The sequence below is a fragment of the Pelomonas baiyunensis genome (assembly GCF_043555935.1).
In the GTDB taxonomy this organism is placed as follows: domain Bacteria; phylum Pseudomonadota; class Gammaproteobacteria; order Burkholderiales; family Burkholderiaceae_C; genus Pelomonas; species Pelomonas baiyunensis.
The window spans coordinates 177,465-201,938 of record NZ_JBIGIB010000002.1 but is presented as its reverse complement, the minus strand read 5'-3'; the positions used below and the strand labels follow the sequence as shown (position 1 = coordinate 201,938).

Sequence of the window (24,474 nt, the reverse complement as noted above, 5' to 3'; positions counted from 1 at the left end):
GCTCACAGCGTCGCCAGCAATCGCTTGACCTCGTCTTGCCGAGCGAACTTGGTACCGAGGGATTCCAGCCCTTCCAACTCGCGGCGCGCCGCCGCGCGCTGGTTGTCCTTGATCAAGTACTGGGCAAGGTGAAGCCGCAGCAGCGGCTGCGTGGGCGCCAATTCGACCGCACGGCGCTGCAATGTGACCGCCTGAGCTGCGCGCCCAGCATTGGCATGCAGTTCGGCAACGGTGTCCATGAAGTCAGGAGAATTCGGCGCCACGGCCAAGGCGCGCTCACCGAACTTCAACGCTTCCGCATCCCCCTTGCGGCCCAAAATCCAGGCGAGATTGTTCAGCGTCGCGCCGTCATTCGGCTGTGACTTCAGCACACTGCGGTAGAGGCGCTCAGCAACATCCGTCTTGTTCAACACCAAATAGCGGTCGCCCAGGTAGTAATTGAAAAGCGGATCGTCAGGATTGGCTTGGCGCCATGTGTCCTCGAACGCTTGGGCTTCTTTCAGCTTGCCCGCATCTTCCATGGCCCGATGCAGCTTGACCGCGGTCGCACCCACCTTGCCCTTCGACAGGCTCTTTTCGTAGGCCGCCACCGCACCTGCGTAGTTGGCCTTTCCGGCACGAAGGTCACCTTCCATCGTCCAGCCCAGCGGATCTTCCGGCAGGATTTTTTGGACGGACTGCGCCTGCTGCAACGCCTCGTCGGCTTTGCCCGCCCGCGCCAGCAACGACACCAGCTGGAACTGCACATCGCGATGCCCGGGCTCCAAAGCAACTGCCTTGCGAAGCTGTGTCAGCGCCGCGGCGGTATCGCGTCGGGCGGTCTGCACCTGAGCCAAGCGAAGCAAGGGCGTTGCTGAACGCGGCGCGATGGCAGCGAGCTTGCCGAAGGTCTGAAGCGCCTGGTTGAAATCCCCCGCAGCCATTTCCACCTGGCCAGCCATGTCCAACGCCTGGGTGCTGTCCGGGAAGGCCGCAACCAAGTCCCGCACGAGCTGCTGTGCCGCCTTCACATCCTTCAAGTCGAGCATCAACCGCGCCTGGGCGATGACCGGCTCCACGGCCTCTGGGTATTTCTTGACGAGTCGGTCCAGGTCCGCACGGGTCTGGTCGGTGGTCGCGCCCTGCTGTGACTTGATGGCGACGATGGCCAACTCGGCCTCCATCGCACGCGGAACTCGCTCCACAAACGACTGGTATCGAGCCAGTGCCGCATCGGAGCGCCCGGCCTGCACATCGAGCGCGCCCAGAGCGACGACGGCCCCCAGCTGCGAGGGCTCTCGCTTCAAGGCGCTTTCGAAGGCCTGCCGCGCCTGCCCCGCCTCACCGCGGGCCACCGCCAACTGGCCGCTCAGGAACGCGGCGAGCGCGCTGTCAGGCTGGCGCTGCTCCAACTGCGCGATCGCGGCGGCTGCATCATCGAAACGTCGCGCCTGCAAGTTCGCACCGAAGAGCAACAGGTCCACCTGCGCTGAGTCCGTGGTTTTAGCCAGCTGCTGCAACGCCCGCAAACCCTGATCCAGGCGCCCTTCGCTGATGTCACTCAGGGCCAAGGCGCTGCGCGCTTGTGTCCCCTTGGGATTGAGCGCCACGGCGCGTTGATACAGCAGTTTGGCCTTGTCAGGCTCGCCAAGCGCCGTGTAGGCGTCGGCTGCCAAAGTCAGCGCTTCGGGGCTAGGACCGTCCCCCACCAGCGGCTGAAGGGTGGACACGGCCTTCTTCATTTCACCGGAGCGAATCAGGGCTCGTGCCAACATCAAACGCAACGAGGCTGACTCTCCCGCGCGAAGCAATGCTTTGCCGAAGTGAGCTGCCGCCTGTCCGTAACTCGCGGTCTCGTAATCGACACTGCCGACCAATTGCAGGGCCGCCACGTTTTCCGGCGCCATTTTCAGGAGCTGATCCGCCCCTTCACGAGCAGCCTTCAGGTCTCTCTTGTCCAGGGCGAGCAAGGTGCCGAAATACAGACTGGGCAGGCCATTGGGGTCGGCCTCGCGCAGCTTGGCCACTTCAGCAGTGGCTGCGTCCATCTCCCGGGCGCGCAGGTGCAAGCCGATCAGGCCCAAGCGAGCCTGAGCGTTCCGAGGATCGCGCTTGAGCGCTTCGTTGAAGGCCAGCGCCACGTCCGCAGGTGCCGCGCGGCCGTCCTGCAGCAACTTGGCCCGCACCAGGAACGGACGCGCGGAGTCTCCATGCGCCTTGGCGGCCACCTCTACTTCCGCCAGGGCGGCCGCGGCGTCGCCCCCTGTGGCCAGAACCTGCGCATGCGCGAGGCGGGCCTCCATGTTGTTGCCGTCGGCAGCCAGCGCCTGCTGCACGGCTGCCGCGGCTTTGTCCAACTGCCCCTTGATGCCGTATGCCGCAGCCAGCGTTGCCTTGACCTGCGCAATCGAAGCTGGGCTGCTCAACTGGGTGTCGGACCATGTGGCAATCAGCTTGTCGAGTTCGCCCTGGTTGAGCATCGCCCGCGCCGACAGAGGCGCCAGCTGCTCCACGTCGTAGCCGGCTTCGGCCAATTTGTTGAACTCGACCAAGGCGCCCATGCTGTCGCCGGCCTCGAGCAACACGCGCCCGAGCAGAAAGCGAGCCTGCACGTTTTGCGGCTCAATCTGCAGCACGTTCTTGAACTCGATCTGCGCTGCGCGGTACTCCTTTTTGTCGAGGTGCGCGATACCGGCCGCAGTCAGTTGACCCACGTCGCGACCACTGCAGGCCGCAAGAGACGCCAGGGCCACCACGCTGAGCCAGCGTGCGGTCCGCGAGGATGGGCGGGAGGCGTTTGAAGTCATTTGATGTTCAACCGGTTGATCATGTCGTACAGGGTTGGACGACTGATGCCCAACAGTTCAGCGGCGCGGACGATGTTGCCGTCGGTTCTCGCCAAGGCGGTCACGATGGCTCGCCGCTCGGCCTCGTCTCGAATCGCCCGCAAATCCAGCACCGGCTCGGGCTCAGACCCTGCGCGCGCCTGCAGGCCCAAGTCGGCTGCGGTGATGCGGTCGTCTTCCGCCATGATGACCGCGCGCTTGAGCATGTTTTGCAGCTCGCGCACGTTGCCTGGCCAGCGGTGCGTTTCCAGCGCCCGCACCGCATCCTCGGCCAACGCCGGCACGGGTCGACGCATGTCGGTCGCGAAGCGCCGAGCAAACGCATGCGACAGCAGAACCGCGTCACCCATCCGGTCTCGAAGCGGCGGAATCTCGACGACGATTTCTGCCAAACGGTAGTAGAGGTCCTCCCGGAACCGGCCGTCAGCGATGCGCGCCTTCAGGTCCTGATGGGTGGCGCCCACCACACGCACGTCGATCGGGATCTCCTGCCGCCCGCCCACGCGCTCGATCACCCGCTCCTGCAAGAAGCGCAGCAACTTGGCCTGCAAGGGCATCGGCAAGTCACCGATCTCATCAAGCATCAGCGTGCCGCCATTGGCCGTCTCGATCTTGCCAAGCGTCGACTTCGTGGCACCTGTGAAAGCACCTTTCTCGTACCCGAACAACTCACTTTCCAGCAGCGTTTCTGGAATGGCCGCGCAGTTGATCGCAACGAAGCGCCCTTTGCGCTTGGAGGCGTCGTGGAGCCCTTGGGCAAGCACTTCCTTGCCCGTGCCGCTTTCGCCCAGCAACAGCACCGTGGCATCGCTCGGTGCGACGCGCTCGATCATCCGGCAGACCTTCTGCATCCCCGCATCGCGTGTGATGAGCCCCCCGAACACATCGCTGCTTTGCTGAAGCTGCAAGCGCCGGTTCTCTTGCTGCAGTTCATACAGCCGGTAGGCCCGCTCGACCGTCAGGCTCAAGACATCCGGATCCACCGGCTTGGCCAGAAAGTCGTAGGCGCCCATGCGAATCGCCCGCAGCGCGTTTTCCTGGTCGTTCTGTCCCGTCAGCACAATGACTTTGACGGCGGGGTCCAACTCGAGCAAGCGCTCCAAACACTTGAAGCCTTCAGACACCGAGTCCTGATCCGGAGGCAAGCCCAGGTCCATCGTGACCACGGCAGGGCCGTGCCGTCGAAACTGCAGCACCGCACTGGCCACGTCATCGGCGGCGACCGATTCAAAGCGATCCAACGACCACTTGAGCTGCTTTTGCAGCGCGAGGTCGTCCTCCACGATCAGCAGCGGCGCATGACGGGGCGTACTCATCGGGCCCCCAGTGCCGCCACCGGCGATTGGGCATGGAACAGCGGCAGCAGCAACGTAACTGTCGTCCCTCGGTTCAACTCGCTGGTCACGCTGATCTTCCCCCCCAGTTCCTGCACGTACTGATAACTTTCATGAGCGCCGATTCCCATGCCACTCTCCTTGGTGGTTTGAAACGGCTTGAACAATCGATTCTGGATGAATTCCTGGGACATGCCACAGCCGCTGTCCTCAACCCGAATGCGCGCCTGGCTGCCCTGCGCATCCAACGTCAGCCGGACCATGCCCTCGGTCGGCGTCGCGTCGAACGCGTTTTGAACCACGTGCCCCACGACGCGCTCGACACGGTCCGCATGGCCCCGGGTGGCCACTCCAGGCTGCAGCACCAACTCCAGCGCCCGGCCTTTGCTGCGCGCAGAAGCGGCCAGACGTTGGGCCAATTGCTCCAGATCAACGCCACTGCTCACGCCGTGCGGCTTGTCGCCCTCGCGAAGTTGCAACATGAGTTGCCGCATCTTCTCCAACGAGTTCTCTACGGTGTCGAGCATGTCTTGTTGGAATTCGGGGTTGTCGCGCAAGCGCTTGGCGTTTTTCATCATCAACGACAGCTGCGTGACGATGTTCTTCAAGTCATGCACCACAAACGCAGACATGCGATTGAACGCGTCGAACTTTCGCGCCTCGAGCAGCGCCTCTGTCGCTTGTGCTTGGTCGAGATAGCTCGATGCTTGGCTCGCCGCCGTTCGAAGCAGATCACGCACCTCCCAATTCAGGTCGATCACTGCCCGCGGTCGTCCCAAGACGACAAACCCCATCAGCCCTTCGCGCACCACCAAAGGCACCAGCAGCCAACAACGGGTCTCGGCGGCCAGCCACGGCGGAAGATCCAGGCCAGGATAGGTTGACGGCCGCCGTCGCCACTCATCCAAGTCAACGATCCAGCCGCTTTGCTGAAGGTAGGTCACCAGCGGGGCGTCCTGCAGAACGGATGCTGACTCCGTGGGCAAGTTCCAACGGGCGGCCTGAACGAAATCACTGCCAGCTGCCCGCTGCACCCAAAGCATGCCGCTCGGGCTCTCGACGAGGTTCGCCAAGGCGCGAATCACGGTCTCCGCGGTGTGTTGCGGCTCAGCACCAGACGACAGCATGCGCGTGAACCGCAGCCATTCCTCGCGGTAGTCGTAGCGATAGCTGAAGAAATTCTTGCTGATGTAGACCCGCAGCCGCGCCCGCATCGAGCCTGACGCCAGCAGCAGCAGCAGGGCCAGCAGCGCCACAAAGACCAGCGCGACCGACAAGGCCGGCCCCCACTGCCCGCCGGTGTAGCGGACGTAGTAACCCACCGCCGCAACCACCAGCAGGTAACCGCCCGCCAGCAGCAAGGCTGCCGAATGGAACACGGCCGCCCGAGATACATGCAAGCGCCCCAGCCAGTGGCCGTGCCGCCGCGAGGCCACCCACAGAAGTGGCACTGCAGCTGCCTGCACCATTGAGCGAACCGTCAAGGCTGCCGCATCGAACTGTTGAAACAAGGCCGCTTGCGCACCCGTGAACACGTCAAACGCAAACATGGCGCCCAGCCCAAGGCACAGGGGCTTGGCATTCCAACGTGCATCGCCGGCCGCGTTGCGGAGCACTTGCTCCACAAACACCAGGCCAACAACCGCGATCGCGAGCCCGGCAAATGCCTGCGCATGCGCCAAGGCACCCAGCGGCAGCGGGTCCGCCATCCATGCGAGCAGGGCCTCGGAACACACCGCCAGGGCTGCAAAGCCGGTCAACCAACTCACCGAGCGGTCGCTGGCGGCAGCAGGCAGCAAAGTTCGCATGAACACGAACCAAAACAGCCATCGAGCGGCGTCAAGGCACGGAAAAAGCCACCCTGGCCAACGGACCGATGGCGGCTGCAAGCCGTTCCATGCACCGCCAAGCGCCCACGCCGCGCTGACCAGCAGTGCCAGAAGAAACGCTACGGCGGCGCGTGTAATGGGCGCCTGCAGCCGAGTCAGCTGGTGCACCGAATACGCCAACAGCGCCAGGTAAGCCCCGGCACACGCAAAGTCACCGAGGACAGAGAGGTTCAGCACAGACGCCCACACAGGATGCCACCAGGTGAAATCAAGGGTTCACCGCCACCCCGAGCCATGCCGAAAAACCGAACGCCCCGGCCAAGGAGCTGGAGGGCTGCGCCATCGCGCAAACGCAAAGCGTCAGCGAGCGCCCTTGCCGGTCAACACCACAGCCACGGTCTCCAGCATGATCAGCAAGTCCAGGAACAGGGAATGGTTCTTCACGTAGTACAGGTCGTACTGCAGTTTCTCGACCGAGTCTTCGATCGTTGACCCGTACTCATAGCGAACCTGAGCCCAACCCGTGACACCCGGCTTCACACTGTGCCGGACCGCGTAATAGGGAATCTTGCTGATCAGATCGTCCACAAAGAACTGTCGCTCCGGACGAGGGCCCACCATGCTCATCTCGCCGACGAGCACGTTGAACAGCTGCGGCAATTCATCGATTCGAACTTTGCGGATGAACCGCCCGACCCGCGTCACGCGGTCGTCGTTCTTGCTGGCCCAACGGGGCTTGCCGTCCTTCTCGGCGTCGGTTCGCATGCTGCGGAACTTGATCACCTGGAAAGGCACGCCATTCAAGCCGACCCGTTCCTGACGGTAGAGCACCGGACCGCGCGACTCGAAACGGATGGCGAACGCCGTGACCAGCATGATCGGCCACGTGAGCGCCAAGATGGCCAACGCGAAGATCACATCGCACACGCGCTTGATGGCAGCGCGAAGCATGCCTTGGCTGAAGCCGTCGCCAAACACCAGCCAACCGGCGTTGACATGCTTGATGTTGATCTGAGCCAGGGTCTTCTCGAAGTGCGTGGCGATATCCACCACGCGAACGCCGGACAGCTTGCAATCCAGCAACTGCCGCAATGGCATGCTGCCACCCCGTCGCTCACTCAGCGCGACGACGATTTCATCGACGTTGTGCTTCAACGCAGCCTCGGTGAGGCTGCCGCCGCCACGGATCAGCTCTGACGCCGGGACTTCCGCCTGCTCTTCGTTCGGACCCGCGTAGTAGCCAACGATCTGGACATGTGGATCTGACGCGCGCAGCGTGTTCCCGACGGTTCGTGCGGCGGGACCGGTACCGAAAATCAAGATGCGGCTGCGAAGACGACCTTGCGCACCCGAGTGCGCTGCATACACACGGTGAACCATCACCGCAGCGACCGCTGCCATGGCCACCACCGTCAACAAGTCACGGTGAGATGCCCCGGACGGAACAAGGCTGAAGATGGCGTACGCCAAAGGGAGTCCGAACAACAGGCCGAACAAGGCGCGAGCGCACGACTCCGTGATCGAGCGGTTGTGCACGTGCTGGTAGAAACCTGTCGCCGAGTTGATGACGAACATGCAACCCGCGAGCGACAAGCCATGCGAGGCCGCAAATGGCAATACCGACTCGGCCGATTCGCCTTGGCTCAAGACAACTGCAATAACTGCAAAAACGATCAAACCAAGGTCAAAAAACACTTGGAACAGCGTTTGTTTATGCAGATAGTGATTGAATATTCGAATCATTTGCTTTCCGATCCCTCGCCTGACTGCACCGGGGTGACCCATCGAGCGTTGCACGCGGTCAATATCGAGATTCCTCCCGACATGACTGGGCGCAAAGCGCTCCATGCCAACCCCACCAGGCCGCTCAGCACCGCGGAAGTTGCTCGTCGCCAGTGCAACAAAGCGCAACTCCGGTCGCTAACCGCGCCGGCATCATGCCCTCGCCCCTGGCCATTGAAAGCCCCCCGTTTGCAGGGGCGTTGCCCCATGAAAGGACGTCGTCATGGGACCTCCGAAAACGTCCTGGCGAGCGGACGCGGATCCAGCGGCGGCGCAGTAGAACCGATTCAGAGCCAAACCCGCGAGACCCGGCGCGAAGGATCGGCGTGAATCGTGCCTTTCGCACACGAGCAAATTGCCACCGGTCGATAACGATTGCAGCCAGCATTTCGCTTGTCTTGTGGATACCCACGGTTCACCGAAGCACGACCGGGAATAGTTACCGGATATCCACGCACTGGCACTTGTCGGCGATCAATCCAACGCAACAGCACCTCGATGCGACAAATGTTTGATTCGAGTTGTCGAAATTCACGAACCAAATAAAAACGCCCGCCGAAGCGGGCGTTGGGTCGTCAAGTCAGCCGATCAGCGAACCACGGCCAGTTGCTCACGCGCGCCACCCTTGTAGGTGTAGAGCGTCAGAGCGCCGTTCTTGATGTCGCCCTTGTTGTCGAAGGCGATCGTGCCGGTCACGCCTTTGTAGCCTTCGGTCTTGGCCAGCACCGGCAGGTACTTGGCGGGGTCGGCCGAGCCAGCCTTGGCCATGGCGGCAGCCATCACGTTGACGGCGTCGTACACGTACGGAGCGTAGATCTGCACTTCGACGTTGAACTTGGCCTTGAACTTGGCCTTGAAGTCGTCCATCGACTTCTTGGCTTCGCCTTCGACGCCACCCGCCTCAGCGCAAACGACTTGGCCGTCACCCATGGTGCCAGCGGCCAGCTTGGGCAGTTCGCCCGTGCAGATGCCGTCGCCGCCCATGAACTTGGCTTCGATGCCCAGTTGCTTCATCTGGCGCAGCATCGGGCCGGCCACGGCGTCCATGCCGCCGAAGAACACGACGTCGGGCTTCTTGCCCTTCAAGGAGGTCAGGATGGCGGTGAAGTCCGTGGCCTTGTCGTTGGTGAATTCACGACCGACAACCTTGCCGCCCGCGCCCTTGACGCCCTTTTCGAACTCGTCAGCCACGCCTTGGCCGTAGGCCGTGCGGTCGTCGATCACAGCGATCGACTTGCCCTTGAGTTGCGCGACAGAGTACTTGCCCAGCGTGCCACCCAGATGCACGTCGTCAGCCACGACGCGGAAGGTCGTCTTGTAGCCGTTGCGGGTGAACTTGGGGTTGGTGGCCGACGGCGAAATTTGCGGGATGCCCGCGTCGCTGTAGACCTTGGAGGCAGGAATGGAGGTGCCCGAGTTCAGGTGGCCGACGACGCCGTTGACCTTGGAGTCGACCAGCTTCTGGGCAGCTGCCGTGCCTTGCTTCGGATCGCCGGCGTCGTCTTCAGCCAGCAGTTCGAACTTGGCCTTCTTGCCACCGATCATCACGCCCTTGGCGTTGAGTTCCTCAATGGCCAGGCGAGCGCCGAGCTCGTTGTCCTTGCCGAGGTGGGCGATCGCGCCGCTGGTGGGGCCGACATGACCGATCTTGACGACCAGGTCTTGCGACATGGCAGCACCGCTGAGCAGGGCAGCGACTGCACCCACCACGACATTCAGCTTGATTTGCATGGATCAACTCCAGTTTGAAAGAGAGAGGAACAAACAGAGAACGTTGAGTTTTCAACGGAATGAACATACCCCAACTGGGGGTGCGCACTCATTCGGGAAAGCGTGGACCCTGGCCTGTCAACCACGCGCAGAAAAGTGGTCCAGGCGCGCTTGCACCTGCTGGTAAGCGCGGTAGCGCACGCGACCGGCTCGCACCGCCTCGTCGTCCGCCGACACGACCTCCAACACGCGCTCGAACTCGAATGCAGCGGTCGGCAAGTCATGCGACAGATTCACCAGCAAGCCACGGTGCGGCAACTGCGATGCATCCGACACCAGCAGCACCTCGCCGGGCAGATGCGGCTCGCCAGTCACCCAGCGCCGATGCGGCAGGAACTCTGCGGCATCAAAGCTCCAGAGCAACGCGTCCAGTCGCGCAAGGGCGGCAGGCTCGGCGCACACACCCACCGGCTTGCCGCTGGCCAAGGCCCGCCGCACCAGCCGGCAGGCGAAGTGCAGCGGTTCGGCCGCATCGCTGTAGAAGCTGACTTGCAGCGTCACGCCTTACTTCGCGTGGCTCAGCACAAAGTGGGTGAGCAGCCCCACCGGGCGGCCGGTTGCACCCTTGGCGGCGCCGCTTTTCCACGCGGTGCCGGCGATGTCCAGGTGACCCCAGCGGTATTGCGTGGCAAAGCGCTGCAGGAACTTGGCCGCCGTGATGGAGCCGCCCGCGCGCCCCGCGATGTTGGGCAGGTCGGCAAAATTGCTCTTGAGCCCTTCGGCGTACTCCTCGTCCAACGGCATGCGCCAGCACGGGTCCAGCGCCGCATCGCCCGCAGCGGTCAGCGAAGCGGCCAGTTCGTCGTCGCTGGCATACATGCCACTGCGCACGCCGCCCAGGGCGATCACGCAGGCACCCGTCAGCGTGGCCACGTCAACCACCACGGCCGGCTTGAAACGCTCGGCATAGGTGAGTGCGTCACAGAGGATCAGTCGGCCTTCGGCGTCGGTGTTCAGGATCTCGATCGTCTGGCCCGACATGGACGTGACCACGTCGCCCGGCTTCACCGCACGGCCGCTCGGCATGTTTTCGCACGCGGCCACGATCATCACCAGATTCAACTTGGGCTTGAGCTCGGCCACGGCACGCAGCGTGCCGATGACGCTGGCCGCACCGCCCATGTCGAACTTCATCTCGTCCATCTCGGCGCCCGGCTTCAGCGAGATGCCGCCGGTGTCGAACGTGATGCCCTTGCCCACCAGCACCACCGGCGCCACGGTCTTTGCAGCGCCTTCATAGCGGGCCACGATGAAACGCAGCGGCTCGTCCGAGCCCTGGGCCACGGCCAGGAAGCTGCCCATGCCCAGCTTCTCGACCGCCTTCTTGTCCATCACTTCCACCTTCAGGCCGTGGGCCTTGCCCAGGCCCTGCACCACTTCGCCCAGGTAGGTGGGCGTGGCGTGGTTGGCGGGGCGGTTCGCGCATTCACGCGCCAGCTCCACACCCGCAGCGATGGCTTGACCACGGACCAGGCCTTGCTTGGCCGCCTTGGTGTCCGCCTTGCCGACCAGCAGGGCCACCTTGGCCAGCTTGGGCGCTGCGGGGGCGCTGGGCTTGGTGTGGCGGTAGACGTACACGGCGTCCGATGCCGTCACGGCCGTTTGCTCGGCCAGCGCCTCGACCAGCGATGCGTCGAAGCCTGCGAAGGCCACCGCCGCGCTCACGGCACCGCGGCTCTTGATCTGGGCCAGACCTTGGGCCAGCGCAGCGCGGGCCGCAGACAGCGTCGTCTTGCCGCTGGCCACCAGCACCAGTCGCGGTGCCTTGACACCGTCGGCTTGCGTCAACGTCAGCGCCTGACCCGCCTTCAGCGCGAAGTCGCCCAGCTTCACGGCCGACTGCACTTGCTTGGCCACCACGGCATCCAAACCCTTGGGCAGCGCATCGCCGCCCAACACCACCACCAACGCGTCTGCACCCACGCCCGCGAGTGCTTCCAACTCAGCGGTTTGAATCTTGAAGTCCATAATGACCAGAAGTAGATAGAAGTGCGTTTGATGTTATTCGATTCATCCACGCGGTCCGAGTTGGCCAAGAGCTTCGGGGTCACGCTCGTGGTCATCCTGACCATCATGCTGACGCTGACCTTGATCAAAACCCTGGGACAGGCGGCCGGCGGCAATGTGGCGCCGCAAGATGTGGTGCTGCTGATGGGCTACGCGACCATCGCCCACCTGGCCACGATGCTGATCTTGTCCATCTTCATTGCAGTGGTGATCACGCTCGGCCGCTTCTACCGCGAGTCGGAAATGACCATCTGGTTTGCCAGCGGGCTGCCGTTGTCGCGCTTCGTGCGTCCGGTGCTGCGCATGGCCTGGCCGGTGTTGCTGGCGGTGGTGGTGCTGGAGCTGCTGGTGTGGCCCTGGGGCAACCAGAACAGCGCCGAGTTGCGCGACCGCTATCAAAAGCGCGGCGACCTGTCGCGCGTGGCGCCCGGCCAGTTCCAGACCTCGCGCGACGGCAGCCGCGTGTTCTTCATCGAACGCGATGGCGACGACGCCGCCACCGGCCGCAATGTGTTCATCCTGGCGAACCAACACGACCGCGAGTCGGTGACCACCGCCTCGCGAGGTCGGCTGGAAATCGAAGGCGACGACCGCTACCTGGTGCTGGCCCACGGTCAACGTAATGAAACCCAGGCCAAGACCGGCGAAAAGAGCTTGGCGCGGTTCGAGCAGTACCAGGTGATGACTGACCCGCAGGTGCTCTCCACCGCCACCCAACTGCCGCCCAAGGCCACGCCCACGTTGGACCTGTTCCGCAACCCGACCCAGAAGAACCAGGGCGAACTGGCCTGGCGGCTGGGCATGATCCTGTGCAGCGTCAACATGGCGCTGCTGGGCGTGGGCCTGGCCGCCTCCAACCCACGGCGGGCCAACAACTGGAATCTGCTGTTCGCGCTGCTGAGCTTCGTCGTGTATTTCAACCTGATCAACGTGTCGGTGTCGTGGGTCGGCAGCGGCCGCACGAGCCTGGAACGTGCCCTGATCGCCCTGCACGGCAGCGCCCTGGTGCTGGCGCTGGCCATCATCTGGCTGCGCGACAACAGCAACCGCTTTTGCCTGCGCCGCCGCGCCGCGGAGGCCCGCGCATGAAGACCGTTCGCCGCCTGCTCTACAAGGACATCGTCGGCTCGGTGCTGCTGGTGCTGACCGCCTTCCTGGCGCTCGTGTTCTTCAACGACTTCGTGGATGAAGTCGACCGCATGTCCCGCATTGGCGCGGGCACCGGCAAGGCTGCCTTGTTTGCGTTGATGGAGGTGCCCGGCAACTTCTACACGCTGTTCCCGATCACCGTGCTCATTGGCGCCATCATTGCGTTGGCGCGGCTCGCCCAAAGCAGCGAGTTCACCATCTTGCGCACCGGCGGCCTGGGCCCGGCTCGGGCGCTGGGCCTGCTGGCGCGGCTGGCGGCTGTGTTTGCGGTGCTGACCTTTGTGGTGGGCGACTACGTGGCCCCCGAGTTCGAGCGCCGCAGCGACGAGATGCGCGCCCGGTTGACCCGCGACGGCGGTCCGTCCAAGCGCGGCGCCTGGCTCAAAGACCACCAGAAGATCGACGGCCAAGAGCGCAGCTATTCGGTGAAGGTCGGCCGCGTGGGCGGCTCGGGCGACCTCGAAGAGGTTCGGATCTTTGAGTTCGACAGCGAAGGCCGCCTGCTCTCCCGCACCGAAGCGCAGCGCGCGGACGTGACGACCGAAGGCCTGTGGCGCCTGCAGTCGGTTCAACGCACGGTGTGGAACCCCAGCGCGGGCGCCGCTGCAGAGGCCGTCGGCCAAGTGGTGATCAGCGATCAACGGCTGGACCATCTCGACTGGCAAAGCTCGCTGCACGCCGGCGTGATTGCCGCGGCGGTGCTGCCGGCCATGTCCATGTCCACGCTGGAGCTGTATCGGTACACGGCCCACCTGTCCGCGCAAGAACAATCCGCCCAGGCCCACAACATCCAGTTCTGGCGCAAAGCTTTCTACCCCTTCGCCTGCTTCGTGATGGTAGCGCTGGCCCTGCCGTTCGCCTACCTGCACGGCCGCTCTGGCGGCATCAGCCTCAAAGTGTTCGGCGGCATCATGCTGGGCATCAGCTTTGTGCTGCTGAACAACGTGGCCGGCCACCTGGGCCTGCTCAAGAACTGGACACCCTGGGTCGTCGCCGCCACACCCAGTCTGCTGTACATGGGCCTGTCGATGGCGGCCTTCACGTGGTTGGTGAGGTACCGCTGATGGATGGTCTGCTGCTGTTTGCCCATGGGGCGCGCGATGCCGCGTGGGCCCGCCCGTTCGAGGCCGTGGCGGCGCGTTTGCGCCAGACCCGCCCCGAGACGCCGGTGGTGTTGTCGTTCCTGGAGTTCATGAGCCCCGACCTCGCCACCGCCGGGCAAAGCCTGGTGGCCACCGGCTGCACCCGGGTGCATGTGCTGCCGCTGTTCCTGGGCACCGGGGGCCATGTGCGCCGGGATGTGCCGCCGCTGTTGGAGTCGCTGCGCGCTCAGCACGGCGAGGCCGTCACCTGGGTGCTGCATCCGCCGCTGGGCGAGCATGAAGCGGTGTTGCAAGCCATGTGCGATGCCTGCCTGAACACGCTGCCATGAACCTGCATCAGTTCCGTTTCGTGCAGGAGGCGGCGCGCCGCAACCTCAACCTTACTGAAACTGCCAAGGCGCTGTTCACGTCCCAGCCCGGCGTGTCCAAGGCCATCCTCGAACTCGAGGAAGAGCTGGGCGTGGACATCTTCTCCCGCCACGGCAAGCGCCTGCGCCGCATCACCGAACCGGGCCAGCAGGTGCTGGCTTGCATTGAAATCATCTTGCGCGAGGTGGGCAACCTCAAGCGCATCGGCGAAGAGTATTCGCGGCAAGACAGCGGCACCTTCTCCATCGCCACCACCCACACCCAGGCGCGCTACGTGCTGCCGGCACCCGTGGCCCAGTTGCGCAAACAACTGCCGCAGCTGCGCATCAGCCTGCACCAAGGCAGCCCGGACCAGGTGGCCAAGATGCTCGTGGACGAAACCGCAGACCTGGGGCTGGCCACCGAATCGCTGGCCCAGTACGCCGAACTGGTCACCCTCCCCTGCTACGAATGGCAGCACGTGATGGTGGTGCCGCGAGACCACCCGCTGGCCAGCGCCGAGCGCATCAGCCTGGAGCAACTCGCGCAGGAGCCGCTGGTGTCCTACCACCCGAGCTTCACCGGCCGCACCCGCATCGACAAAGCCTTCGCCGCCCGCCACCTCACGCCCAACATCGTGCTGGAGGCCATCGACTCCGACGTGATCAAAACCTACGTCCGGCTCGGCATGGGCGTGGGCATCGTGGCCGAAATGGCGATGCGTGAGGAGCCCGCTGGCAGCGACCTCGTCGCCCGCCCGCTGGGCGCCTTACTGGGCAGCAACGTCACGCGCATCGCGTTCAAGCGCGGCGCCTACCTGCGCAACTACGTGTACGCGTTCGCGGAGCTGCTGTCAGAACGCCTGCCGCGCAAACTCATCGAAAAAGCGATGAGTGGCGACGCGTCGGATTTCGGTCTGTGAGCACCTGAACGGCTGACGGCCTGGCCGGCCGTGTGCCTCGTCAAGCGCCGAAGCGCGAGTCCAGCGGCAGCATCAAATCGACGCCATCGCTGCGCAGCCCGGATTCGTACAAATCCCGCGCCACGCTGTAGAGCGTCAGCAGATCACGGAACGAAGGCAACTCGAAGAGGCTGACGCCCGGGCCACGCCCTTGGCTTAGCAGGTCTTGCAGCATCTTCATGGCCGATGCCGGATCGCTCCAGACCACCTGCAGGTGCGCGATGACGCTGGGGCAACCATCCAGACTGCGGCCGCTGGCCAGGCTCTGCGACCAATCCGGCGCCAGGGCGCCGAAGCGCTTCTGGAACTGCTTCACCAGTTCGGCAAACACTTCCAACTCGCCGCGCTGTTGGCACAACTCCATCAGCAGCAGGTAGGGCATGGCGCTGGCAGACCCCTGCGTCAGCCGCGCGGCGAGCAGATCGGCGGCGGATTCGTGCTGCCCCAGCAACTGCAGGAAGTCGACCTGCTGCTGCAGGTCCAGCAATTCGTCCGCCACCGTCATGGCCGCCGGGGTGGCAGCCGCGGCCACCGACGCCTCGGGCATCGGCTGGGTGGACTCCATGTACGACGGGATTTCCGGTGCAGCCGTGCCCGCCGGCGGCCACGCCATGGGGCGTGGCTGCGGGCGGGTGGCCTGGTGCAGGCTGTCGTCGCCCGCCACCATGTCGGCCAGGTGCACTTGCGGGGCAATGCCGGGCGCCAATTGGCTGGGCGCTGCAGGCGCTGCCGCGGGCTGCTCGGGCAGCACCGAGGCGCCGTCCGCCGCATGCAGCGCTCGCCAGTACGCCAGTTCCCGGCGCGCCCGCTGATCCCGCCAGCGGCTGGCGTAGAACGCTGCGGCGCCGGCCATCAAGCTCAGGGCCAGCGTCATCACCCAGGTCATCGGGTCACGGTAAGCCGGCACGCGCGCGCTGTGAAGCACCGCGGGCGCCGGGGCGGCCGCCGTAACCACCGCCGATGCCGGCGGCGCGGCCGACGCCGGCGAGCTGGCTGCGCTCGCCGCTGCAGCCCCGGCTTCCGCCTGTTGACGGGCCAGCAACTCAGCGCGCAACTGGGCCACCGTGGCCTCGAGCTGCGTGATCTGGGCTTCCAGCTCTGGCGTGAGTTCCATGTCGGCGGCGCTGGCGGCCGGCTGCACCGGGCGCGGTGCCTCGGCCACCAGCACTTCCGGGCGCTCCAGCGTCAGGCGCGGCCCGGTGGGGCGCGGCTTGGCACGCACCCGGGGCTTGGTGCTGTTGCCAGTCGCCGATGCCGCCTGGGCGCGAGGTTTGGCACGCGGCTCCACGGCGGCAACCGTGGCTGCGGGCGAAGCTGGAGGCAGCACGGCGGCCATGGGCGTCACCGCTGGGGCCGGCGCCGCTGTGGCGGCGGGGGCAGGCGCGGCACCGGCCGGAGGGTCGATGAAAGCGTTGAACTCGCGCGTCAGCCGCAGCGGGCACCCCAGCGCCAGCGTGATGCGCAACGCGGGCTCCTCGATGCGGACCTGGCTTTGCAGCCGGATGCGCTGCTGGCCCGGCTCACCTTCAACGCGCAACTGCAGCAGGCCGGCCGGCACACGGGCGTCACCCGCCGTCACCTCGGCGCGCAGGCAACCATCGGACAGTTGCTCGCCCTCAGCCAGCGTCAGGGGCACGCTCACATCCAGCGGACGCCCCAGCGCCGAAGCCACCTGCGGGCGCCCCAAGCCCAAAGCCTGGGCCGGGTCGAACGCCACGCCGAGCAACAAGGCCAGCGCGGGAGTGAGGACGCCCCGAACAGTCGGGCGCAGAGCCTGGATGGGCATTGACAAACGGGGGCGTGGAGTGGGGTTTGAGCGGCTCGAATAGACAGCGCGAGCCACTCTAGCATGGGGCCTGCGGTCGCCGACCCGGGTTGGAGCGGCACAATGCCGCACAGTCATGAACGCACTCAGCCTCACCCCCGCCGAACGCCAGCAGATCGACCAGGGCGCCTGGTTCTCACGCCTGTCCGAGCCGCTCCGCAACGACATCCTGCAGCGGGCCTTCGTGCGCCGGCTGTCGGATGAAACCATGCTGTCTCACCGGGGCGAGCCGGCCGAGGAATGGTGCGGGGTGGCCAAGGGCGCCGTCCGGGTCAGCTCGGTGTCGCTGGCCGGCAAGCAGATTTCACTGACCTACGTGGAGCCGGGCACCTGGTTCGGCGACATCGCCTTGTTCGACGGCCTGCCGCGCACGCACGACGCCTACGCCCACGGCGACACCACGCTGCTGTGCGTGCGCAAGCCCGACTTCCGCGCGCTGCTCCAGGCCCATTCCGAGCTGTACGACGCCCTGCTGCGCCTGAACTGCCGCCGCCTGCGCCTGATGTTCGACATGATCGAAGACCTCAACACCCGCCCCCTGGCGGCGCGCTTGGCCAAGCAGGTGCTGTTGCTGGCGCGTTCCTACGGCGTGCAAGAGGGTGACGAGACGCGCATCGGCCTGCAGCTGGCGCAGGAAGACCTGGCCCAACTGCTGGGCGCCTCCCGCCAACGCGTCAACCAGGAGCTCAAGGCGCTGGAGCGCGAAGGCGCGGTGCGTGTGGAGCCCACGCGGCTGGTGGTGCTCAGCCGCGACCGCCTGCTGGCCGCCGCCGCCCGCTGACCCTCCGGGCGGCCCGTTGCCGCCCAGGAGACACCGGCGGCCCGGAGGGGCTCGCACAATCGACGGTTCAACGTCGTTACGCGCACCCCATGGAAGCATTCACCGGCACCCGCCCCCTCGCCCAAGCTCTGGACACCGAAGCGCTGCAAGCCTGGTTGCTTGCGCACGTGCCCGGCTTTCAGGGGCCGCTCAGCATCGAGCAGTTCAAAGGCGGCCAGTCCAACCCCACCTACCTGCTCAAGACGCCAGCCTGCCAGTACGTGATGCGCAGCAAGCCGGCCCCCGTGGCCAAGCTGCTGCCCTCGGCGCACGCCATCGAACGTGAATTCCAGGTGATGCAGGCGCTTGCCGGCACCGATGTGCCCGTACCCGCCATGCTGGCACTGTGCGACGACGAATCGGTGATTGGCCGGGCGTTCTACATCATGGGCTTCATGGCCGGCCGCGTGCTGTGGGACCAAAGCCTGCCGGGCATGAGCACGACCGACCGCGCGGCGCATTACGACGAGATGAACCGCGTCATCGCCGCGCTGCACCAGGTCGACTTCCGAGCCCAGGGCCTGGCGGACTACGGCAAGCCCGGCAACTACTTCGAGCGCCAGATCGGCCGCTGGAGCAAGCAGTACCTTGCGTCCGTCACCGAGCCCAACCCGGCCATGGACGCCCTGCTCGCCTGGCTGCCGGCCCACATTCCGGCCTCGGCGCGCGACGAGGCCGAGGTCAGCATCGTGCACGGCGACTACCGCATGGACAACGTGGTGTTCCACCCCACCGAGCCGCGCATCATTGCCGTGCTGGACTGGGAGTTGTCCACGCTCGGCCACCCACTGGCCGACTTCAGCTACCACTGCATGAGCTGGCACATCAAGACCTCTGGCGCCGCGCGCGGCCTGGGTGGGCAGAACCTGGCCGAACTCGGCATTCCCAGCGAACGCGCCTACGTGCAGCAGTACTGCGAGCGCACCGGGCGCAGCGATGTGGGCGCCGTGATGGCCGACTGGAACTTCTACATGGCCTACAACATGTTCCGCATCGCGGCCATCGTGCAAGGCATTGCCAAGCGCGTGGTGGACGGCACCGCCTCCAGCGCGCAGGCCCGCGAAACCGCCGCCAGCGCGCGTCCGTTGGCTGAGCTGGCCTGGAGCTTCGCGCAAAAGGCGTGACGAGAGGCGTCACAGGAAGCGTGACACCAGCGGCGGGCCCCGGCGCCTGCCCGCTTCAGGCGCCGTCGCCCGGGCGCGTGGTGTGGCTCCAGGCGATGGAGCTGGTGGTGGGCCACGCCCCGGTTTCAGACACCCGGGCGCTCAGCACCTCGGCCGCGCGGGCGGCCGACTCCAACAAGCGCACCAGGGCCTGAATTCGAGCCGCGTCCGCCTCGGCCATTGACGTGCGCAGGTACAGGTTGCCCCGCATCGCCATCAGCACGAACGGGTGCCATTCGGGCAGCAAGTCCTGGCTGGCTTGCACGAGCGCCTCACCGAACTCCCCGTCAATCCAGCCGGCGCACAAATCCTTGGTCACACCCACGACGCCGTAACGCTGACGCACGATCTGCGAGGCTGCTTGCTCGAACTTCGGGAACATCACCAGCCAACGCATCTCCTCGGGGGTGTCGGTGTCCACCCGGGTCTTGAGCGTGTCGGTGTAGGCCTCGAACACGGCGCGCTCCAGCTCTTCCATCAGATGGCGGCACACCACCATCAGCTGCAAGTCCGGATGCAAGCCCAGGCTCAAGCGCATGCGCAACTCGTGGCCCGGCAGGTAGCTGCGCTGGGATTCGCCCCACTCGATGCGCAACGGGCCGAGCGCGCCGCCTCCGCCGATCTCGACCAGGAAGCCCCCCCCGTCGGCGGTCTGCTCGAAGCTGCCGCCCCGCCCCTGAACCCATTCCTGGATGCTGCGCCAGCGAGCCGCGTTGGCGCGTGAAACCCACCAGTGCTTGACTTGATTGACGACCATGAATCCCTGGGACGGTCCCGTTCCGTGAACACCGCCGGCGCACACACCGGCGCACCAAGTGTATGCATGCGTCTGCCGCTTGCCGCGCTTCGCCCCGATGCGCGCCGGGCCGCGTGACCAATGCACCACAGCTGCAGCACAGCCAAGCGAAGTCCAAGCCTTGCTCACCCCGCGCTCAGGGGCGCACGCCTGGAGGCTGCATCGACAGCCCGGCCGAGCGGCGCGACAGGTACACCTGCAGATCCATCAGCAACGCCGCGTCCCACGCGGGCACGTTGGCGCGCACGCCGCTGAAGCAGCCCCGCAACCGACGTTGCAGGCTGCCCAGGGCTTGCCACTCCAGGCGGTAGACCGGGTAGTCGTCCACCTGCCCTTGCGGGATCACGCTGCCGCCCAGGCGCAGGCTCGCCCGCTCGTCGTGGCAGTGGGCGCACGACAGGTTCAGCGCGCCGCGCCGCTGGCGGTAGGCCTGCTCGCCCCGCTGCGCGGCGGCGTCCAAGCCCGGATGCGCCGGCGGCTGCACGACCGAACCGCGAGACTGTTGCGCCACCAAAGCCACCAGCGCCAGCCAGGACTCGTCCTCGGCCGCCCAGGCCGGCTGCTGCTGGTGCTGCACCCGGCAGCGCTGCACGCGGCCCGGCAGGTCCAGCACGCCACCGTCCCACGCCGGGTAGCGCGCGGCCACGCCGCGCAGCGACTCCACCGGACCGTGGCAACTGGCGCACGACCGCGAGCCCGCGCTCCACAACTCACGCCCCAGGGCCAGCGCCAACTGCGCCGGGTGCTGCGCGTCGTCCGCCTGCAAGGCACGCAGGGCGGGGCTCATGGTGTCGCGGCCCGAACGCCGCTCGTCGGCTTGCCCGGCGCCCGCCCACGCCAGCAAGACCAGCCCACACAGCACACGGCCCCAGCCTGCTCGCCCCCTCATGCCACGCTCACCGCCCGTTGCTCACGGTGCTCGAAGCCCTGGTCGCCGCGCCAAAGGAAGCGGAGCACCGCATCGCGCTCCACCTGCAGCCAGAACGACAGGTACGGATTGGCCGCCACCGCGGCAAACAGGTCGGCCGAGAAGGCCAGCTCCTCACCCACCCAACACTCGAAGCGGCGGACCAGGTCGCGCGGCAACCGGTTGCCGGCGTCATCGCTGCGGTAGCCGGTTTCCATCGCGTGGGCGACGGTCACCCGCACCTCGAAGGGCACACCCGCCTGCACGGCGGCGGGCAGATGCAGCAAGGCACGCACGGCCATCAGGGCTCCACGCAGGCGGCCAGGGTCACGATGACGTCCAGCCCCGCCTGCCAGCAGCGGCCATCGGCCGCCTTGGCCACCGCCACGATGCGCTGGCTGCGCGCCAGCCGGATGCGCGTGCTGAACTCGGGCCGCGCCACCGCCGGGCCGAAGCGCACCTGCAACACCTCGGGCTCGGGGTTCAGGGGCGCGAACAGGGCCAGGCCCACCACCGGCTCCGCGGCTGCCACCCGCACAGGCACGGCATTGCCGTTCTCCACCAGCTCGGCCATGTCCAGGGTCAGCACGCCAGGAGGCGGTGTCTGCCCGGCCCAGGCACGAATCGCAGCGGCCATGGCGGCCTCGGTGGCGCGGGCCTGGGGCAAGGCCGCCAGCGCCGAGGCGGCCATGAACAGCGTGCGGCGCGAGATCATGGCCGGGGCAGGCGCACGAGGTAGGCCACCAGGTCGTCCAGCTGCGCGTCGGTCAGCGCGGGCCGATCCGCCCAGGCGGGGGCCACATCGTGCAAGCCCTCCGTGGCGCGGAATGGGGGCATGACCGTGGCCGGGTTGAAGCGGCGCATGTCGGCCACGCGCTCCCGCAGCGCTTGCACCCCCAGCCGGCTTGCGGCGCTGTCGAGCGGCGGCGCGAGGTTGCCCTGGTTGGGGTCGCCCGCCGCCGTCAGGGCGTGGCACAGCAGGCACAGGCTGACGGTCCGATCCTGCAGCAAGGCCCGGCCGCGCTCGGCATTGCCACCCGCGTGGGCCGGGGCAGCGAAGGTAAGCGCCAGCGCCAGAGTCAACGCCACTGGCGTCGCCGTTCGCCACCGTGCGGTCATGGCTGCGGCCCGCCCCGCGTCAGACCAAGGTGTGCTTGCGCAGCGGCAGGTCGCGGATGCGCTTGCCCGTGGCGGCAAAGATGGCGTTGAGCACGGCCGGCGCCGCCACCGCGATGGTCGGCTCGCCCACCCCGCCCCAGAAGCCGCCGGAGGGCATGCAGATCGTCTCCACCGCAGGCATGTCTGCCATCTTGACCACCGGGTAGGTGTCGAAGTTCTGCTGCTCGGCGCGCCCGTCCTTGATCGTGATTTCTCCGAACAACGCGGCCGACAGGCCGTAGGCAAAGCTGCCCTCCACCTGCGCCGCGATCTGCTGCGGATTCACGGCGTGGCCCGGGTCGGTGGCGGCCACGATGCGGTGGATCTTGAGCTCGCCCTTCTTGGACACCGACACCTCGGCGCAGGCCGCCACGTAGCTGCCAAAGCCCATGATCTGCGCCAGCCCCAGGTGCCGCCCCTTGGCGCGCGGCTTGCCCCAGCCTGCCTTGGCCGCCACCGCGTTCAGCACTGCCAGGTGCTTGGGCGAGGCCGCCAGCAGTTCGCGGCGCAACTCCAGCGGATCCCGCTTGGCGGCGTGGGCCACTTCGTCCAGAAAGCACTCCAGGTACACCGCGTTCTGGTTCAGGTTCACACCCCGCCAGAAGCCCGGCGGCACGGCCGGGTTGCGCATGGCGTGGTCGATCAGCAAGTTCGGCACCGCGTAGCCCAAAGCGCCCTCGGCGCCACCGGCGTTCAGACCCTGAAACACCACCGGATCTTTGCCGTCCTTGATGTTCTGCGGGAACAGCCCCGCGATGATGCTCTGGCCCGAGATGCGCATGTGCAGGGCCGTGAGCTTGCCTTGCGCATCCAGCCCGGCTGACAGCTTGCACTGCGTGACCGGGTGGTAGCGGCCGTGCGCCATGTCTTCTTCACGGCTCCAGATCAGCTTGACCGGCGTGCCCGGCAACTCCTTGGCGATCAGCACGGCCTGGCGCACCCAGTCGTGCACGGCGCCGCGGCGGCCGAAGCCACCGCCCAGGTGCAGCTTGTAGACCTCGCAGGCCGAAGGCGGCAGGCCCGACGCCTCGGCCGCCGCAGCCAGCGCAGCCTCGCCGTTCTGCGTCGGCGTCCACACCTCGCAGCGCTCGGCCGCACCGGCCTTGGCGGGCGTGATCAGCGCCGTGGCGTTCATCACCTCCATGGTGGCGTGGTTCTGGTGGGGGTAGCTGTACACCGCCTCCACGCGCCGCGCGGCAGCGGCCAGCGCCGCTTTGGCGTCGCCCTGGCTGCTGCCCACGGCGGCCTCTGCCGCATCCAGGCCCGCGCGCAGCACGGCCGCGGTGGCGGCACTGTTCTGGCCGGCGTTGGGGCCTTCGTCCCACACCACGGGCAGGGCCTGCAGCGCCGTCTTGGCACGCCACCAGGTGTCGGCCACCACGGCCACGGCCGAGTCGCCCACCTGCACCACCTTCTTCACGCCCGGGCGACCCAGCACGGCGCTGGCATCAAAGCTCTTCACCTTGCCGCCGAACACGGGGCAGTCCTTGATGGCGGCGTTCAGCAGGCCCGGCAGTTTCAAGTCCATGCCGTAGACCTGCGAGCCGTCCAGCTTGGGTCGCGTGTCCAGCCGCTTGAGCGGGCGGCCGGCCAGCGTCCAGGCCGAGGCCGGCTTGAGCGGGATGTCCGCCGGCGCCGCCAGCTGCGCGGCCTCTGCGGCCAGTTGGCCGTAGCTCAGCCGCTTGCTGCCGTGCGTGACCCAACCTGCGGCGGTGGCGCACTCCACCACGCCCACGCCCCAACGGTTGGCGGCCGCCTGAATCAGCAGCGCACGCGCCAAGGCGCCGCCTTTGCGCACGTAGTCGTTGGACTCGCGAACGCCCCGGCTGCCGCCGGTGCTCATGCTGCCCCAGACGCGGTTGCGGGCCAGGTTTTGCCCTGGCGTGGGGTACTCGGTGCGCACACGCGCCCAGTCGCATTCCAATTCCTCGGCCACCAACTGGGCCAGGCCGGTCAGCGTGCCCTGGCCCATCTCCGAGCGCGCGATGCGGATCACCACGCTCTCGTCCGGCAGCACCTGCACCCAAGCGTTCAACTCGGGCGCCGCGCCGGCTGTGGCCTGCGCCAGCGCGGGCACATGAAAGCCCACCATCAACCCACCCGACACCGCCGTGGTGGTGCTGAGGAAGCCGCGGCGTGACAGCGCGGCGCTCATGCCTGGCCTCCTTCGATGACGATGGGAATCTGCTTGCGCTGCACATGGCCGGCGGCGAGGTGGATGGCCGCGCGCACCCGGTTGTAGGTGCCGCAGCGGCAGATGTTGGTGATGGCCGCATCGATGTCGGCATCGGTCGGCTTGGGCTTGTCCTTCAGCAGGGCCGCCGCGGCCATCAGCATGCCGCTCTGGCAGAAGCCGCACTGCGGCACGTCCAACGCGTCCCACGCCTTTTGCAGCGGGTGCGAGGCGTTGGGCGACAGCCCTTCGATGGTGGTGATCTTCTGCGCCGGCGTCAGCGCCGAGGCCGGCATCACGCAGCTGCGCACGGGGGCGCCGTCGATGTGCACCGTGCAGGCGCCGCACTGGGCCACGCCGCAGCCGTATTTGGTGCCCGTCAAGCTGAGCTGCTCGCGCAGCACCCACAGCAGCGGCGTCTCGGCTTCCGCCTCGAACTGCATCCGCTGGCCATTGACCATCAATTCCGCCATGCCCGCATCTCCAGCACCGCCACCCTTGGCGGGCGCGGGCAGCCTAGCAGC

The 24,474-nt window shown here is 66.6% G+C and carries 21 protein-coding genes; 6 read left to right on the top strand and 15 right to left on the bottom strand.

Annotated features, from left to right (window positions below; all coding sequences use genetic code 11):
• Positions 1–2: 2 nt before the first annotated feature.
• From prsT to ACG01O_RS07260, 7 genes are all read right to left on the bottom strand, one after another.
• Entirely contained in the window at positions 3–2,786 is a 2,784-nt protein-coding gene (gene prsT / locus ACG01O_RS07290; protein WP_394382999.1) for an XrtA/PEP-CTERM system TPR-repeat protein PrsT, read from the bottom strand.
• A complete protein-coding gene (gene prsR, locus ACG01O_RS07285) occupies positions 2,783–4,141 on the bottom strand; it encodes a PEP-CTERM-box response regulator transcription factor (protein ID WP_394382996.1) in 1,359 nt (452 codons plus the stop codon). Before prsR ends, prsT begins: the two co-directional genes overlap by 4 nt.
• Positions 4,138–6,225: an XrtA/PEP-CTERM system histidine kinase PrsK gene (gene prsK / locus ACG01O_RS07280; protein ID WP_394382993.1), complete on the bottom strand. Its 2,088-nt coding sequence runs from the start codon at positions 6,223–6,225 to the stop codon at positions 4,138–4,140. Before prsK ends, prsR begins: the two co-directional genes overlap by 4 nt.
• Positions 6,226–6,348: 123 nt before the next feature.
• Positions 6,349–7,731: a TIGR03013 family XrtA/PEP-CTERM system glycosyltransferase gene (locus tag ACG01O_RS07275; protein ID WP_419964628.1), complete on the bottom strand. Its 1,383-nt coding sequence runs from the start codon at positions 7,729–7,731 to the stop codon at positions 6,349–6,351.
• 627 nt (positions 7,732–8,358) lie between these two features.
• Positions 8,359–9,501: a branched-chain amino acid ABC transporter substrate-binding protein gene (locus ACG01O_RS07270; RefSeq protein ID WP_394382988.1), complete on the bottom strand. Its 1,143-nt coding sequence runs from the start codon at positions 9,499–9,501 to the stop codon at positions 8,359–8,361.
• Positions 9,502–9,618: 117 nt separating this feature from the next.
• Positions 9,619–10,041 carry a DNA polymerase III subunit chi gene (locus tag ACG01O_RS07265; RefSeq protein WP_394382986.1) on the bottom strand — a complete coding sequence of 141 codons (423 nt, stop codon included), beginning with the start codon at positions 10,039–10,041 and terminating at the stop codon, positions 9,619–9,621.
• 3 nt (positions 10,042–10,044) lie between these two features.
• Entirely contained in the window at positions 10,045–11,508 is a 1,464-nt protein-coding gene (locus tag ACG01O_RS07260; protein ID WP_394382983.1) for a leucyl aminopeptidase, read from the bottom strand.
• A 30-nt stretch (positions 11,509–11,538) separates the two neighbouring features.
• Between ACG01O_RS07260 and lptF the strand changes: the two genes are divergently transcribed.
• From lptF to ACG01O_RS07240, 4 genes are read left to right on the top strand one after another with little or no spacing between them, the layout of a single operon-like run.
• Positions 11,539–12,636 carry an LPS export ABC transporter permease LptF gene (lptF, locus tag ACG01O_RS07255; protein WP_394382980.1) on the top strand — a complete coding sequence of 366 codons (1,098 nt, stop codon included), beginning with the start codon at positions 11,539–11,541 and terminating at the stop codon, positions 12,634–12,636.
• The gene (gene lptG / locus ACG01O_RS07250) at positions 12,633–13,760 is read left to right on the top strand and encodes an LPS export ABC transporter permease LptG (RefSeq protein WP_394382977.1); all 1,128 of its coding nucleotides are present in this window, start codon (positions 12,633–12,635) and stop codon (positions 13,758–13,760) included. Before lptF ends, lptG begins: the two co-directional genes overlap by 4 nt.
• Entirely contained in the window at positions 13,760–14,128 is a 369-nt protein-coding gene (locus ACG01O_RS07245) for a sirohydrochlorin chelatase (protein WP_394382975.1), read from the top strand. Before lptG ends, ACG01O_RS07245 begins: the two co-directional genes overlap by 1 nt.
• On the top strand, positions 14,125–15,069 hold the full coding sequence (locus tag ACG01O_RS07240; RefSeq protein WP_394382972.1) for a CysB family HTH-type transcriptional regulator: 945 nt from the start codon (positions 14,125–14,127) through the stop codon (positions 15,067–15,069). Before ACG01O_RS07245 ends, ACG01O_RS07240 begins: the two co-directional genes overlap by 4 nt.
• Positions 15,070–15,109: 40 nt before the next feature.
• Here the strand turns inward: ACG01O_RS07240 and ACG01O_RS07235 are convergent, their stop codons facing one another.
• A complete protein-coding gene (locus ACG01O_RS07235; RefSeq protein ID WP_394382970.1) occupies positions 15,110–16,894 on the bottom strand; it encodes a type IV pilus assembly protein FimV in 1,785 nt (594 codons plus the stop codon).
• A 115-nt stretch (positions 16,895–17,009) separates the two neighbouring features.
• On the opposite strand from ACG01O_RS07235, the gene ACG01O_RS07230 reads away from it, so the two are divergent.
• Entirely contained in the window at positions 17,010–17,714 is a 705-nt protein-coding gene (locus tag ACG01O_RS07230; protein ID WP_394382968.1) for a Crp/Fnr family transcriptional regulator, read from the top strand.
• 89 nt (positions 17,715–17,803) lie between these two features.
• On the top strand, positions 17,804–18,877 hold the full coding sequence (locus ACG01O_RS07225; protein ID WP_394382965.1) for a phosphotransferase: 1,074 nt from the start codon (positions 17,804–17,806) through the stop codon (positions 18,875–18,877).
• 55 nt (positions 18,878–18,932) lie between these two features.
• On the opposite strand, the gene ACG01O_RS07220 is transcribed toward ACG01O_RS07225, so the two are convergent.
• From ACG01O_RS07220 to ACG01O_RS07190, 7 genes are all read right to left on the bottom strand, one after another.
• Positions 18,933–19,673, bottom strand: coding sequence for a hypothetical protein (locus ACG01O_RS07220; RefSeq protein ID WP_394382962.1), 741 nt, complete (start codon positions 19,671–19,673; stop codon positions 18,933–18,935).
• Positions 19,674–19,848: 175 nt separating this feature from the next.
• A complete protein-coding gene (soxA, locus tag ACG01O_RS07215; protein ID WP_394382959.1) occupies positions 19,849–20,601 on the bottom strand; it encodes a sulfur oxidation c-type cytochrome SoxA in 753 nt (250 codons plus the stop codon).
• Positions 20,598–20,921, bottom strand: coding sequence for a thiosulfate oxidation carrier complex protein SoxZ (locus ACG01O_RS07210; protein WP_394382956.1), 324 nt, complete (start codon positions 20,919–20,921; stop codon positions 20,598–20,600). Before ACG01O_RS07210 ends, soxA begins: the two co-directional genes overlap by 4 nt.
• Positions 20,921–21,334, bottom strand: a complete 414-nt coding sequence (locus ACG01O_RS07205) for a thiosulfate oxidation carrier protein SoxY (protein WP_394382953.1) — start codon at positions 21,332–21,334, stop codon at positions 20,921–20,923. The genes ACG01O_RS07210 and ACG01O_RS07205 overlap by 1 nt, the downstream gene beginning before the upstream one ends.
• Positions 21,331–21,708: a sulfur oxidation c-type cytochrome SoxX gene (soxX, locus tag ACG01O_RS07200; RefSeq protein ID WP_394382950.1), complete on the bottom strand. Its 378-nt coding sequence runs from the start codon at positions 21,706–21,708 to the stop codon at positions 21,331–21,333. Before soxX ends, ACG01O_RS07205 begins: the two co-directional genes overlap by 4 nt.
• Positions 21,709–21,757: 49 nt before the next feature.
• Positions 21,758–23,932, bottom strand: coding sequence for a xanthine dehydrogenase family protein molybdopterin-binding subunit (locus tag ACG01O_RS07195; RefSeq protein ID WP_394382946.1), 2,175 nt, complete (start codon positions 23,930–23,932; stop codon positions 21,758–21,760).
• Entirely contained in the window at positions 23,929–24,423 is a 495-nt protein-coding gene (locus ACG01O_RS07190; RefSeq protein ID WP_394382943.1) for a (2Fe-2S)-binding protein, read from the bottom strand. Before ACG01O_RS07190 ends, ACG01O_RS07195 begins: the two co-directional genes overlap by 4 nt.
• Between the last annotated feature and the right edge of the window lie 51 nt (positions 24,424–24,474).